The organism is Rhizobium sp. NZLR1b, from assembly GCF_019685155.1.
Classification (GTDB): Bacteria; Pseudomonadota; Alphaproteobacteria; order Rhizobiales; family Rhizobiaceae; genus Rhizobium.
The window spans coordinates 142,677-156,526 of sequence record NZ_JABDWC010000012.1 but is presented as its reverse complement, the minus strand read 5'-3'; the positions used below and the strand labels follow the sequence as shown (position 1 = coordinate 156,526).

Annotated in this window: 13 protein-coding genes; 10 read left to right on the top strand and 3 right to left on the bottom strand. The window is 61.4% G+C overall.

Annotated features, from left to right (window positions below; all coding sequences use genetic code 11):
- Window positions 1-180 precede the first annotated feature (180 nt).
- Window positions 181-717 (top strand): biliverdin-producing heme oxygenase, encoded by a 537-nt coding sequence (locus tag HJB84_RS18625; protein ID WP_207581502.1) that lies wholly within the window; start codon window positions 181-183, stop codon window positions 715-717.
- On the top strand, window positions 714-3,284 hold the full coding sequence (locus HJB84_RS18620) for an HWE histidine kinase domain-containing protein (RefSeq protein WP_221116563.1): 2,571 nt from the start codon (window positions 714-716) through the stop codon (window positions 3,282-3,284). The genes HJB84_RS18625 and HJB84_RS18620 overlap by 4 nt, the downstream gene beginning before the upstream one ends.
- A gap of 3 nt (window positions 3,285-3,287) precedes the next feature.
- On the opposite strand, the gene HJB84_RS18615 is transcribed toward HJB84_RS18620, so the two are convergent.
- Entirely contained in the window at window positions 3,288-3,965 is a 678-nt protein-coding gene (locus tag HJB84_RS18615; RefSeq protein WP_207581504.1) for a TetR family transcriptional regulator C-terminal domain-containing protein, read from the bottom strand.
- Between the two features lie 276 nt (window positions 3,966-4,241).
- On the opposite strand from HJB84_RS18615, the gene HJB84_RS18610 reads away from it, so the two are divergent.
- From HJB84_RS18610 to hydA, 3 genes are read left to right on the top strand one after another with little or no spacing between them, the layout of a single operon-like run.
- Window positions 4,242-5,495 carry a Zn-dependent hydrolase gene (locus HJB84_RS18610; protein ID WP_221116562.1) on the top strand — a complete coding sequence of 418 codons (1,254 nt, stop codon included), beginning with the start codon at window positions 4,242-4,244 and terminating at the stop codon, window positions 5,493-5,495.
- On the top strand, window positions 5,495-6,100 hold the full coding sequence (locus HJB84_RS18605; protein ID WP_221116561.1) for a hypothetical protein: 606 nt from the start codon (window positions 5,495-5,497) through the stop codon (window positions 6,098-6,100). The genes HJB84_RS18610 and HJB84_RS18605 overlap by 1 nt, the downstream gene beginning before the upstream one ends.
- A 34-nt stretch (window positions 6,101-6,134) precedes the next feature.
- Window positions 6,135-7,589, top strand: coding sequence for a dihydropyrimidinase (gene hydA / locus HJB84_RS18600; RefSeq protein ID WP_207581507.1), 1,455 nt, complete (start codon window positions 6,135-6,137; stop codon window positions 7,587-7,589).
- Between the two features lie 58 nt (window positions 7,590-7,647).
- On the opposite strand, the gene HJB84_RS18595 is transcribed toward hydA, so the two are convergent.
- A complete protein-coding gene (locus tag HJB84_RS18595) occupies window positions 7,648-8,061 on the bottom strand; it encodes a cupin domain-containing protein (RefSeq protein WP_207581508.1) in 414 nt (137 codons plus the stop codon).
- 94 nt (window positions 8,062-8,155) lie between these two features.
- On the opposite strand from HJB84_RS18595, the gene HJB84_RS18590 reads away from it, so the two are divergent.
- From HJB84_RS18590 to HJB84_RS18575, 4 genes are all read left to right on the top strand, one after another.
- On the top strand, window positions 8,156-8,941 hold the full coding sequence (locus tag HJB84_RS18590) for an ABC transporter ATP-binding protein (RefSeq protein ID WP_164014014.1): 786 nt from the start codon (window positions 8,156-8,158) through the stop codon (window positions 8,939-8,941).
- Between the two features lie 234 nt (window positions 8,942-9,175).
- On the top strand, window positions 9,176-10,105 hold the full coding sequence (locus HJB84_RS18585; protein WP_221116560.1) for an ABC transporter permease: 930 nt from the start codon (window positions 9,176-9,178) through the stop codon (window positions 10,103-10,105).
- A complete protein-coding gene (locus tag HJB84_RS18580) occupies window positions 10,102-11,229 on the top strand; it encodes an ABC transporter permease (RefSeq protein ID WP_207581510.1) in 1,128 nt (375 codons plus the stop codon). The genes HJB84_RS18585 and HJB84_RS18580 overlap by 4 nt, the downstream gene beginning before the upstream one ends.
- A 57-nt stretch (window positions 11,230-11,286) precedes the next feature.
- Window positions 11,287-12,258 carry an ABC transporter substrate-binding protein gene (locus HJB84_RS18575; RefSeq protein WP_207581511.1) on the top strand — a complete coding sequence of 324 codons (972 nt, stop codon included), beginning with the start codon at window positions 11,287-11,289 and terminating at the stop codon, window positions 12,256-12,258.
- Here the strand turns inward: HJB84_RS18575 and HJB84_RS18570 are convergent.
- The gene (locus tag HJB84_RS18570) at window positions 12,251-12,457 is read right to left on the bottom strand and encodes a hypothetical protein (protein WP_207581512.1); all 207 of its coding nucleotides are present in this window, start codon (window positions 12,455-12,457) and stop codon (window positions 12,251-12,253) included. The genes HJB84_RS18575 and HJB84_RS18570 overlap by 8 nt on opposite strands.
- 194 nt (window positions 12,458-12,651) lie before the next feature.
- On the opposite strand from HJB84_RS18570, the gene HJB84_RS18565 reads away from it, so the two are divergent.
- Window positions 12,652-13,842 carry an efflux RND transporter periplasmic adaptor subunit gene (locus HJB84_RS18565; RefSeq protein ID WP_207581513.1) on the top strand — a complete coding sequence of 397 codons (1,191 nt, stop codon included), beginning with the start codon at window positions 12,652-12,654 and terminating at the stop codon, window positions 13,840-13,842.
- The last annotated feature ends 8 nt before the right edge of the window (window positions 13,843-13,850 follow it).

Below are 13,850 nucleotides of genomic sequence, written 5' to 3'. Positions count from 1 at the left end.
GCAGTCTCGTCCGGCTGCGCCTTAAAAATCCGACGGAGGCGAACAACGAGCTGCAAAAAGGAGCGGAAGCCCATGTTTTTCTATGGGTTTCCCTGGAAATACCGGGATGCTGCAATATATCGCTAATTTGCCATCACGCATGAACGGCATCCAATGCCATTTACTTAGAACACGGTCCGCATGTCACTTCGCAGCGTGCTGCGCGCACAAACAGCAGATTGCCACGCCGAGGTCGACAAGCTTTTCGGCACGTTCGATCTCTCCAATAGACAGCAATATAGAACATTCTTGCGTGCACATGCCAGGGTCGTACCGGCGGCCGAAGAGGCCCTCGAGGATGCAGGAATTGCCCGCCTGCTGCCCGACTGGCCGGAACGACGGCGCACGCAACTACTGCTCGCCGATATCCGGGAGCTCGGCGATTCGTTGCCCCCGCCTCTTCCGCCGCCGGCATTGTCCTGCGAGGCAGCGCTCTGGGGCGCCCTCTACGTGCTTGAAGGCTCCAAACTCGGCGGCGCCCTGCTTGCCAAGTCCGTGCCCGATCACCTGCCAAGCAGCTACCTGCGCCTTCAAGGCCCGAAGGGCGCCATGAGGAGCTTCATGGATCGTCTCGATGCCAGCGATCTAGACGATCCGGCCGCTGCCATTTCCGCGGCCCGCAGCATCTTCGACCTCTTCCTCAAAGCCGGGCAACTCGAACTGGAAGCCGTCCCATGAGCGGTACGTTTGAACCCGTCGATCTCACCAATTGCGACCGTGAGCCCATCCACCAGCTTGGATCGGTTCAACCCTTCGGCTTTCTGTTGGCGATATCCTCGGACTGGATTGTCACGCGCGCTTCGGAAAATCTGATGGAGTTCCTCGGAATTGCGCAGGCCGACGCGCTCGGCTGCCCTGTCACCTCGCTGATCACGCCTGAGGCACTCCACACGATCCGCAACAAGCTGACCACGCTGCGCGGTTCCGATGTCGTCGAGCGCATTTTCGGGCTCGCTCTGATGCCCGATCAAAACCGGTTCGACGTTGCCGTGCACCTGAACGAAGGTCAGGTGATCATCGAAGGCGAGCGCTGCCAGGAAGACAGACGAGACTCCCCTTCGCTCTCCATGCGCAGCATGATGTCCCGCCTCGATCACACGGAAACGATGGAGGCTTTCTTTCGCGAGGGGGCAAGGCAGGCGCGCGCTTTGACCGGGTTCGATCGGGTCATGGTCTATCGCTTCGACGACGGCGGTTCCGGCGAGGTGGTGACGGAAGCTGCCCGGGCTGGCATCGGTTCGTTCCTCGGGCTGCACTATCCGGCTTCCGACATCCCGGTGCAGGCGCGCGCGCTTTATCTGCGCAACCTGTTCCGCATGATTGCCGATGTCGACGCCGTCCCCGTGCCGGTCCTCCCGCAACTCGACGAGTACGGACAGCCGCTCGATCTCTCCATGTCGGTCCTGCGTTCGGTCTCGCCAATCCACATTGAATATCTGAAAAATATGGGCGTCGGCGCGTCGCTCTCCATATCGATCGTCGTCGACGGTAAGCTCTGGGGCCTGTTTGCCTGCCATCACTACGGCCCACGTCTTCCCTCGGCGCAAAGCCGATCCACCGCCGAACTTTTCGGCCAGATGTTTGCTTCGCGCCTTGAAAGTCGCGAACGGCGCCTCGCTCTTGACTACGAGACCAAGGCGCGTCGCATCGCCGATCGGCTTCTCACCTCCGTCGCAGACAATGCCAGCCTGCTCGATGATCCCGCCTGGTTGATCGAGGCGCTCGCCGACGCCATTCCCGCCGATGGCATCGGCGTCTGGATCAACGGCCGGCTGGCACTGGCTGGCATCGGGCCGGATGAGAAGAGCTTCGCAGCCCTCGTCCGCCACCTCAACCGAAATGCCGCCGGCCGCATCTATGCCGTCGACAGGCTGGCTGAGACCTATCCCGATCTCGAGCTCGACGATGCGGTGGCCGGCATGCTCGCCATCCCGATCTCGCGTTCGCCGCGCGACTATGTCGTGCTTTTCCGCCAGGAGCGAGTGCGCACCGTCCGCTGGGCTGGCGACCCGCACAAGCCGGTGGAATATGGTCCGAACGGTCCGCGGCTGACGCCGCGCAAGAGTTTCGAGGCCTGGTCTGAACTGGTGCGCGGTCGCTCGCTCCCCTTTACCGCGGCCGAGCGCCGCGTCGCCGAAACGATCCGCGTCACGTTGATCGAGGTGGTACTGCGTCTCACCGACGAGGCCAGCATGGCGCGCCAGACTGCAAACGAGCGCCAGGAACTGCTGATCGCCGAGCTGAACCACCGCGTCCGCAACATATTGAGCCTCATCACCGGGATCATCCGGCAATCGCAGGGGACCTCGGTCAGCGTTGACGACTACATTCGCCAGATCGAGGGCCGCGTCCAGTCGCTCGCGCGTGCCCATGATCAGATCACCCGCGATCATTGGGCGCCCGCTTCGCTGCGCCAATTGCTGCTGGCAGAGACCGCTGCCTATCTCGGGAAAAATGCGCAACGCATCCAGATGAGCGGCGAGGACGTGCTCTTGGAACCGCAGGCCTTTTCCACCGCCGCCCTGGTTTTCCACGAGTTGATGACCAACAGCGCCAAATATGGCAGCCTTTCCGGCACCGGCAGCGGTACCGTCCAACTCGGCTGGCACTGCGACGACGACGGCAATCTGCGCATTGCCTGGCGCGAAAAGGATGGTCCGCCCGTTGTCGAACCCAAACGCCATGGCTTCGGTTCAACGATCATCCGTCGTTCGGTTCCCTATGACCTCAGCGGCAAGGCCGAGGTCCGCTACGTCAAAGACGGGGTCGAAGCGGATTTCTGTATTCCGGCACGATATGTCGTCAAAGCGACGAGCGAACGGTTAGATTCGGCTCCGGATGGCGCGGCCGACCGCAAGACAATCCCCGACGATCATCAGCCGCTCTCGGGCCTGAAGGTGCTGCTGGTGGAAAACAATCTGATCATCGCCATGGATGGGGAAGACATCCTGCGCCGACTGGGCGCCGACGTAGCAACGGCGCCAAGTGTCGCTGAGGCGATGGAAATCCTCGCCGGCCAGTCGTTTGATCTGGCGCTTCTCGATGTCAATCTCGGGGATGAGACGAGTTTCGGCATTGCCGACCGACTGGCAGCAGACGGCGTGCCCTTCGTTTTTGCCACAGGCTACGGGGAAGGCATCGCCCAGGCGAACAGCCATTCTGGCGCGCCCGTGTTGCAGAAGCCCTATACGATGGAAGGCGTGACGGACACCCTGGTCCGGGTGCCGCTGCGCAAAAGGCAATAAACCTCAGGCTTCGGAGCGACCCGGTCGCAGCCCGCCGATAAAGAGCTGTTCCAGAAACCGCGCCGCATCCTCGAAGCGTCCCTCGCCGGAATGTTCCTGCCCGAGCACGGCACGCACCTGGACGTCGAAATCCGCATAGTGCTGCGTCGTCGACCAGATGGAAAAGATCAGGTGGTAAGGATCGCATTTGGCGATCTTGCCTGATTTCGCCCAGGCGCGGATCACCTCCGCCTTCTCGTCGACCAGTTCCTTCAGCGGCCCCTTCAACTCGTCTTCGATATGCGGCGCCCCCTGTAGCACCTCATTGGCGAAGAGCCGGCTCTCGCGGGGAAAATCGCGCGCCATCTCCAGCTTGCGTCTTATATAGCTGCGGATCTCCTCCTCCGGATTGCCCTCGGCATCGAAGGCGCGTAGCGGCTCCAGCCAGGTGTAGAGCACCCGGTCGATCAGCGCCCGGTGCATCGCTTCCTTGGTGCGGAAATAATAGAGCAGGTTGGGTTTCGACATCCCGGCCACTTCGGCGATCTGGTCGATGGTCGAGCCGCGGAAGCCGCTTGCCGAAAACACGTCGAGCGCTGCCTCCAGGATCTGCTCTTCCTTCTCCTCCTGGATCCGCGTTCGTCTGAGGGTTTTCGCTGCTCTCGGTATGGTCACAGGCTGTCGTTTCCCCTTGAAATTCAACTTCTTCGCTCAAGATTAAGCTGGAGGACGACCCTGCCGCTTTCTTGAGCAACTGCCCGTATTTTTATCGGCAATTTTCGTGATTTTCGTCTTGAGCCCGGCGGTGGAAGTTGTAATGTTTACCAATCGGTCAAATTATCCGCCAGATGAAAAACAAAGGCAACTGGCGATTTTCCGGCGCTCGACAAAACCAATAAGGGGGCGCAGGAAAGGACCACGGGAACAGGCGGGCATGCCACTTCGCATGGCTGCCGCAAACAGGTGAGGGCTTGAAGAATGGTGGCAGCACCAGGCGAAAACATGCGCGTCAATGGCGACCGTCTCTGGGACAGTCTCATGGACATGGCGAAGATCGGCCCCGGCATTGCAGGCGGCAACAATCGTCAGACGCTGACGGACGCCGATGCTGAAGGCCGCAGCCTCTTCAAGACATGGTGCGACGAGGCCGGCCTGACCATGGGCGTCGACCGCATGGGAACGATGTTCGCGACGCGGCCCGGCACCGATCCCGATGCCCTGCCCGTCTATGTCGGTTCGCATCTCGACACCCAGCCGACCGGCGGCAAATATGACGGTGTGCTCGGCGTGCTTGCAGCTCTCGAAGTCGTGCGCACCATGAACGATCTCGGCATCAAGACCAAACATCCTGTTGTCGTGACCAACTGGACCAACGAAGAAGGCGCGCGTTTTGCCCCTGCCATGCTGGCCTCAGGCGTCTTCGCCGGCGTGCACAGCCTGGATTTTGCCTATAATCGCAAGGATCCCGAGGGCAATCTGTTCGGCGACGAGTTGAAGCGCGTCGGCTGGATTGGCGACGAAGAGGTCGGCGCCCGCAAGATGCACGCCTATTTCGAATATCACATCGAGCAGGGACCGATCCTCGAAGCCGAGGAAAAACAGATCGGCGTCGTCACCCATTGCCAGGGCCTGTGGTGGCTGGAATTCACGCTGACCGGCAAGGAGGCCCATACCGGCTCGACGCCGATGAACCTGCGCGTCAATGCCGGTCTCGCCATGGCCCGTATCCTGGAAATGGTTCAGGGCGTGGCAATGGGCGAGCAGCCCGGCGCCGTCGGTGGTGTCGGCCAGGTGTTCTTCTCCCCGAACTCGCGCAACGTGCTGCCCGGCAAGGTGGTCTTCACCGTCGACATCCGCTCGCCCGACAAGGCCAAGCTTGATCGCATGCGCGCAAAGATCGAAGCGGAAGCGCCTGACATTTGCGATGCTCTGGGTGTCGGCTGTTCCATCGAGGCGATCGGCCACTTCGAGCCGATCACCTTCGACGAAAAGCTCGTCGCCTCGGTTCGCGCAGCCGCCGAGCGCCTTGGCTACAGCCATATGAACCTCATCTCCGGCGCCGGCCACGACGCCTGCTGGGCCGCCAAGGTCGCGCCCGCGACGATGGTCATGTGCCCCTGCGTCGGCGGGCTCTCGCACAACGAGGCGGAGGAGATTTCCAAGGAATGGGCGACGGCGGGCGCCGACGTGCTGTTCCATGCGGTGGTGGAGACGGCGGAGATCGTGGTGTGATGGCGCCAGACCAGCCAGCAACCTATCTCGATTATGCTGACGCTTTTAAGTTCTATAACCAGCGAACTGCAGACGACCTTGCATGGGCCAATGCCAATGTGACGCCGGTGAACGAAGGTCCGTGGGGCGACGTCCCTGCCGCGCAAATTTACTATATTGGCATCGACCTAGCAGGCGAGCGAATCAGGCTTCCGCAATTATCGAGCTTCTGGCGATATAAACCTACTGCTGTTCAACTGGCCGATTCAGATGACCGCGACCCACATACGCCCCATCGAACCTATTATGTGTTCGGGCGTGAGTCGAGCGTCGTTCGGATCGAACTCGGCCCTTCCATGCCCGGCATATTGATCGAACGCCCCAAAGGCAGCCAACCCGTACAGTCAACCGGGCTGATCGACGGCAAGGATTTCTACTTTCGCGAAAGCGATGGTTCTTGGTCAATGTCAGTCGGCGGCACTGATGTCGTTGACCAGCCCGACTGGTATTGTGAGGAAGAGCATGACACGCCCGATGAGCTGAGTGAGGAGGCCATCTACGGCCTTATCGCCAAGGGCGCAGCACTCCTGCGAAGTGGTACGCCCACAATGGCAGTTGAGCAGTAACAACAACAGACCGCAGGGAGAAGGAATAGCAGCCATGACCACAGTCATCAAAAACGGCACCATCGTCACGGCCGACCTCACCTACAAAGCGGACGTCAAGATTGACGGCGGCAAGATCGTCGAGATCGGCCCGGGCCTCTCGGGCGACGAGACGCTGGATGCGACGGGCTGTTACATCATGCCCGGCGGCATCGATCCGCACACCCATCTCGAAATGCCCTTCATGGGCACCTATTCCTCCGACGATTTCGAGAGCGGCACGCGTGCGGCCCTTTCCGGCGGCACCACCATGGTTGTCGATTTTGCCCTTCCCGCCCCCGGCCAGTCGCTGCTGGAAGCGCTGACAATGTGGGACAACAAGTCGACGCGGGCCAATTGCGACTATTCCTTCCACATGGCGGTCACCTGGTGGAGCGAGCAGGTGTTCAAGGAGATGGAGACCATCGTCCGCGACAAGGGCATCAACACCTTCAAGCACTTCATGGCTTACAAGGGCGCGCTGATGGTTGACGATGACGAGATGTTCGCCTCCTTCCAGCGCTGCGCCGAACTCGGCGCCCTTCCCTTGGTGCACGCCGAAAACGGCGACGTCGTCGCCTCGATGTCGGCAAAGCTGCTGGCAGAAGGCAATAACGGGCCCGAGGCGCATGCCTATTCCCGCCCGGCCGAAGTCGAGGGCGAGGCCACCAATCGCGCCATCATGATCGCCGACATGGCCGGCTGCCCGGTCTATATCGTCCATACCTCCTGCGAGCAGGCGCACGAAGCGATCCGACGCGCCCGCCAAAAGGGCATGCGCGTCTACGGCGAACCGCTGATCCAGCACCTGACGCTCGACGAGAGCGAATATTCCAATCCTGACTGGGACCACGCCGCCCGCCGTGTCATGTCGCCGCCCTTCCGCAACAAGCAGCATCAGGACTCGCTCTGGGCCGGGCTTGCCTCCGGCTCGCTGCAGGTGGTCGCCACCGACCATTGCGCCTTCACCACTGCGCAGAAGCGTTTCGGTGTCGGGGATTTCACCAAGATCCCCAACGGTACCGGCGGTCTCGAAGACCGCATGCCGATGCTTTGGACACACGGCGTCAACACCGGCCGGCTGACGATGAACGAATTCGTCGCCGTCACCTCGACCAACATCGCCAAAATCCTCAACATCTATCCGAAGAAGGGCGCGATCCTTGTCGGCGCCGACGCCGACATCGTCGTCTGGGATCCAAAACGTTCCAAGACCATCTCGTCTAAGGCCCAGCAGTCGGCGATCGACTACAACGTCTTCGAAGGCAAGGAAGTGACCGGCCTGCCGCGCTACACGCTGACGCGCGGGATCGTCGCGATCGAGGAAAGCACCATCAAAACCCAGGAGGGTCACGGCGAATTCGTCAGGCGCGAGCCGGTGACAGCGGTCAGCAAGGCACTTTCCCAGTGGAAGGATATCACCGCGCCGCGCAAGGTGACGCGCAACGGCATCCCGGCGAGCGGCGTCTGACGATGGTGCGCAACAAGACGCCCATCAACCGGAGACCGCTGCCTCCATGCGCATGACCTCAGGCCGGCACCAATCCATCCAGCTCCGGCAGAAGCACGACGCTTTCCTGCTCGTTGGGGTCGGTGCGGGCGATGATCGCCGTGCACGGCGTGCTGCTGAGGTTTGCCGGCAGGTGCGGCACGCCGGCCGGGATATAGAAGAGTTCACCGGCATGAACGATGACATGATGCTCGAGTTCGTCTCCGTACCAGGTATGCGCCTCGCCGGAGAGCATGTAGATCGCCGTCTCGTGCGCCTCGTGCAGATGCGCCTTGGCGCGCACGCCCGGCGGGATCGTCAGCAGGTGCATGCAGATGCCTTTGGCGCCGACCGTCTCGGCCGCGACCCCTTCGAAGTAGCTGAGCCCCTGCTTGCCGTCATAGGCATGGTTGGGCCGAACGATGTGGCAGGTGGGCTTTGATGTCGCGTCCATTCTCTTCCTCCATGAAATGTGCCGCCGGCAGGGCCTGCGGCGATGGTAACATGCAAACCGCGTCCCCGCGGCGAAAACAAGAACGGTCGCATTGATGCAAGCACCCTCCGTCGTATCCGCCAAGGATCTCTGTCTCACCTACCAGGCAAATGACGGCCCGGTGCGTGCGCTGAGCGATGTCAATCTCGATGTCCGCAAGGGCGATTTCGTCTCTTTCATCGGCCCGTCCGGCTGCGGCAAGACCACCTTCCTGCGTGTCATCGCCGATCTCGAAAAGAGCACCTCGGGCGAGATTTCGATCAATGGCATGACGCCGGAGGAAGCCCGCAAAGCCCGCGCCTACGGCTATGTCTTCCAGGCGCCGGCGCTCTATCCCTGGCGCACTATCGAAAACAATATCGCCCTGCCGCTGGAGATCATGGGCTATTCCGGCGCCGACCGCGCAAGGCGCATCGCCGAAGCGCTTGATCTCGTCAGCCTGTCCGGCTTCGAGAAGAAATTTCCCTGGCAGCTTTCCGGCGGCATGCAGCAGCGCGCCTCGATCGCCCGCGCGCTCGCCTTCGACGCCGACCTCTTGTTGATGGACGAGCCCTTCGGCGCGCTGGACGAGATCGTCCGCGACCATCTAAACGAAGAGCTGCTGAAACTCTGGGCGCGCACCAACAAGACGATCTGCTTCGTCACCCACTCCATCCCCGAAGCGGTCTATCTCTCGACCAAGATCGTGGTCATGTCGCCGCGCCCGGGCCGCGTGACCGATGTGATCGACTCTACCCTGCCGGCCGAACGCCCACTCGACATCCGCGACACCCCGGAATTCCTGGAAATCGCCCATCGTGTCCGCGAGGGGCTGAGGACGGGACATAGCCATGAGGTTTAGGCCGTTGAGTTCGGGGGCCACCCCCCTCTGCCCTGCCGGGCATCTCCCCCACAAGGGGAGAGATCGGCAAGAGGAGAGGACGTCGGTCCTCACTGATTCCACGCTGGATCAGGGGCCTTTCGTTGTTTTGGGAAGCCGTTTCCACATATCGATCTCCCTCCTTGTGGGGGAGATGCCCGGCAGGGCAGAGGGGGGCGGCCGCGCATTCGACGCCAACAAATGGGGGCAGTCGCTGTGAAACCCGATACCTTCAAGGACAAGTTCGTCCCCGTCACCACCATCCTGCTGGCCCTCGTCGCTATCTGGTATGTCGCTGCCGTCCTGATGAACGCGCCGTTTCAGCGCGACATGGACAGCCGCGCCGGCGTCACGCCGACGACCCTGGAATTCATCGGCAAGACGCTGGCGCAGCCGAAGCCGATCCTGCCGGCGCCGCATCAGGTGGCGCAGAACGTCTACGAGAACACCGTCCTGCGCAGCCTTTCCAGCAATCGCAGCCTCGTCTATCACAGCTGGGTGACGCTCTCCTCGACCCTGCTCGGCTTCGGTTTCGGCATGCTGCTTGGCATCCTTCTTGCGGTGCTGATCGTGCACAACCGCGCCATGGACCGCTCGCTAATGCCCTGGCTGGTGGCGAGCCAGACCATACCGATCCTCGCCATCGCCCCGATGATCGTCATTATCTCCTACAATGTGCTGACCGGCGACAATGCGCTTGCGCATCTGTTGAACCTCGATTCCGATGCTTCCCGCCTCGTCTCCAAGGCGCTGATCTCCACCTATCTTTCTTTCTTCCCCGTCGCCGTCGGCATGGTGAAGGGCTTGCGTTCACCTGAAATCATGCATCTCGACCTAATGCGCACCTATTATGCCAGCCCGATGCAAACCTTCTGGAAACTGCGCGTTCCCGCCTCGATCCCGTTCCTGTTCACCTCGATGAAGGTGGCGATCGCCGCCAGCCTCGTCGGCGCCATCGTCGGCGAGCTGCCGACAGGCGCTGTCGCCGGCATCGGCTCCAAACTGCTTGCCGGCTCCTATTACAGCCAGACCATCGATATCTGGGCGGCCCTGGTCGCCGGATCGTTGCTGGCCGGCATCCTGGTCGCGATCGTCGGGGTTGCGGCGAAGATCGTCGATCGCGCGATGGGCGGGAGACCGGCATGAGACATCTGACCTTCTCCTGGCAGGGCACGGTGGCCCTCCTTCTCTGCCTCGTGTCGCTAATCACCTTTCCGCTTTTCGCCGAAGGCGCGGCACACCCCTTAACCGACGGTACGGCAAGCCTCATCTTCATCATTGTCGTCGCGGCTGCCCTGCTATCTTTTGCGCCGCAACCGCCGGCCTACCGCGCCACTGTGCTGTTCATCGGCGCGCATGGTGCCGCCTGGATGCTGCTTTCCGCACTTTCCGGCAACGAGGGTCTGGCGACAAGAGCCTTCTTCCTGCCGCTCTTTTCCTGCTGGCTGCTTGCGTGGCGATGCGTCACGGAGCTGTCGAAACTGCAGCCCGTCACTGCTTTCGGCAAATCTTCGCTCCAACTGCTGATCCCGGCGATCTTCGGCGCCTGGATCCTCATCCTTTGGGAAGCAGCAACGCGTGGCGCCGGCATCCCCTTCATCATCCTGCCGCCGCCGAGTGCCATCGGCATGCGCATCACGGCCTCCCTGCCGATCCTCGGTGCGGATGTCAGGCAGACGATCTTCAAGGCGGTGTTGATCGGTTACATCGTCGGCAACCTCAGCGGCTTTGTCGTCGCGGTGCTCGCCGACCGCATCACCTTCCTGCGCCGCGGCCTCCTGCCGATCGGCAACATGGTATCGGCCCTGCCGATCATCGGCGTCGCCCCTGTCATGGTCATGTGGTTCGGCTTCGACTGGCCGTCGAAGGCAGCGGTCGTCATCATCATGACCTTCTTCCCGATGCTGGTGAATACTGTCGCCGGCCTTGTCGCCTCCGGCAGCATGGAGCGCGATCTGATGCGCACCTATGCCTCGAGCGACTGGCAGACGCTGCTCAAGCTCAAGCTTCCGGCAGCCATGCCGTTCATTTTCAACGCACTGAAGATCAACTCGACGCTGGCGCTGATTGGTGCCATCGTTGCGGAATTCTTCGGAACGCCGATCGTCGGCATGGGCTTCCGCATCTCCACCGAGATCGGCCGTATGAATGTCGACATGGTCTGGGCGGAAATCGCCGTCGCGGCGCTGGCCGGCTCGATCTTTTATGGCATCATCGCCCTGACCGAACGGGCGGTGACGTTCTGGCATCCGTCTATCCGTGGTGGCTAGACGCGCCTGGGCTTTGGAACCGGCCCGGGCATAACTTCAGAGGGTAAGGATAAGAAAATGAGAAAGTTGATAGTTGCAATGATGGCGAGCGCGATGTCGCTGGCAGCAACCCATGCGATGGCCGCCGACAAGGTGGTTTTGCAGCTGAAATGGGTCACGCAGAGCCAGTTCGGCGGCTATTACGTCGCCAAGGACAAGGGCTTTTACAAGGAAGAAGGCCTCGACGTCGATATTAAGCCGGGCGGTCCCGATATCGCCCCGGAGCAGGTGATCGCCGGCGGCGGCGCCGATGTCATCGTCGACTGGATGGGCGGCGCGCTGGTTGCCCGCGAAAAGGGCGTTCCGCTCGTCAACATCGCCCAGCCCTATCAGAAGGCCGGCCTGGAAATGGTCTGCCGCAAGGATGGCCCGATCAAGACCGAAGCCGACTTCAAGGGCCACACGCTCGGCGTCTGGTTCTTCGGCAACGAATATCCCTTCTTCGCGTGGATGAACAAGCTCGGCCTGTCCACAGAAGGCGGCGCCAATGGCGTCACCGTGCTGAAGCAGAGCTTCGACGTGCAGCCGCTGGTCCAGAAGCAGGCCGACTGCATCTCCGTCATGACCTATAATGAATACTGGCAGGCGATCGATGCCGGCTTCAAGCCGGAAGAACTGACGGTCTTCAACTACACCGAGATGGGCAATGACCTTCTCGAAGACGGTCTCTATGCGATGGAAGACAAGCTGAAGGATCCGGCCTTCAAGGAAAAGATGGTCAAGTTCGTTCGCGCCTCGATGAAGGGCTGGAAATATGCGACCGAAAACCCCGACGAAGCCGCCGGGATCGTCATGGACAATGGCGGCCAGGACGACAACCACCAGAAGCGCATGATGGGCGAAGTCGCCAAGCTGGTCGGCGACAGCTCCGGCAAGCTGGACGAGGCACTCTATGCCCGCACCGCAAAGGCGCTACTCGACCAGAAGATCATCAGCAAGGAGCCCGCGGGCGCCTGGACGCACGACATTACCGACGCCGCTTCTAAGTAATCGCGGCAAGCAATGCAAAGCGAAACGCGCGGGATATCTCCGCGCGTTTCTTTTTTTTCGGCACCGATGAAAAAACGCCTTGCAACTGTCGCATTTGTCCGGCGTCAAACGTCATAAGGGAAGCAGGATCAATCATCGTCATGTTCACATAACCCTGCAGTGATTGATTCAGGTTCTGATGGTAACTATCATCGCTCATGGGGAATTGTTTTCTGCCGGGCTTGCATATCGAGCAAATCGATACCAATTAAAAGCCGATTTGCCGGCGAGGGACGAAGACGGCAATGATGTGTGGATACCCCTGAGAATGCAGGAAAGGCAGTGGCCTGGTCGCGAGCTGAGTGGCACACGCGCGAGTTCGGCTAAGCTTGTTACAAGATTGGACGAAGACGCATGGCACGCAAGCCGATTGGAATTCTAGGCACCGCTACCCTTTTTGCTGCGGCTCTCGCCGCATCCACTGCATTCTCGCAGGAAACGCCGGTCGAAAAACCGCAACAGAATCTGCCGGCGATCGTCGTCACCAAGGCGACAAGCCGGACGCTGGTCGACCGTGTCATCGGCACGGGAACGGTCAAGCCCGTCGAGGAAGTCTATATCCAGCCGCAGGTCGAGGGCCTATCGATCCGAACGCTGAAAGCCGATATCGGCGACAAGGTTGAGGTGGAGAGCACGCTGGCGACGCTCAACGATGACGCGCTGGTCCTGGCAAAGAGCCAGATGATGGCGACGAAAGCCAAGGGCGAGGCAAGCCTCGCCCAGCTGCGCGCCCAACTCATCGAGGCGCAGGCCAATGCCGAACAGGCAAGGCAGCAGCAGGCCCGTGCCCAGGAAATGGGCAAAAAGGGCACTGTTTCCACCGCCCAGGTCGAGCAGGCCGATGCGACTGCCGCCGCCGCCAATGCCCGCGTTGTCTCCGCCGAACAGGCGATCGAAGTCGCCGAAGCCGATCTCAAGGTCTTCGACAGCCAGATTGCCGACGCCGATTTGAAGCTGGCGCGCACCGATGTGAAGACACCGGTCGCCGGCACGGTCTCGGCGAAGAACGCCAAGGTCGGCGCCATTGCCGCCGGCAACGGCGATCCGCTATTCACCATCATTCGCGACGGCGATATCGAGCTTGTCGCCGAGGTCGCCGAAAGCGACATCGTCAGGGTGGTGGGCGGCCAGAAAGCGTCAATTTCGCTGTCCGGCAGCCGCGAGAAGCTTTCCGGCGCCGTGCGCCTGGTTTCGCCGACCGTCGATCCGGTCACCCGCCTCGGTCTCGTCCATATCTCCATCGACGACGACAGCAAGGCGCGTTCCGGCATGTATGGCAGCGCCGAGATCATCGTTCGCGAGACGGAGGGCGTATCGCTTCCCCTGACCGCCGTGCTCACCGGCAACGAAGGCTCCTCCGCCCGCAAGGTGGAGGATGGCGTGGTGAAATACGCCAAGGTCGAGACCGGCATCCAGGACGGTGCCTATGTCGAGATCGTCGATGGATTGAAGACCGGCGACGAGGTCGTGGCCAAGGCGGGCGCTTATGTCCGTGACGGCGACCACATCACTCCGGTGCGTGAACAGCCCTCGGCTTCCAACTAAAGAGACCA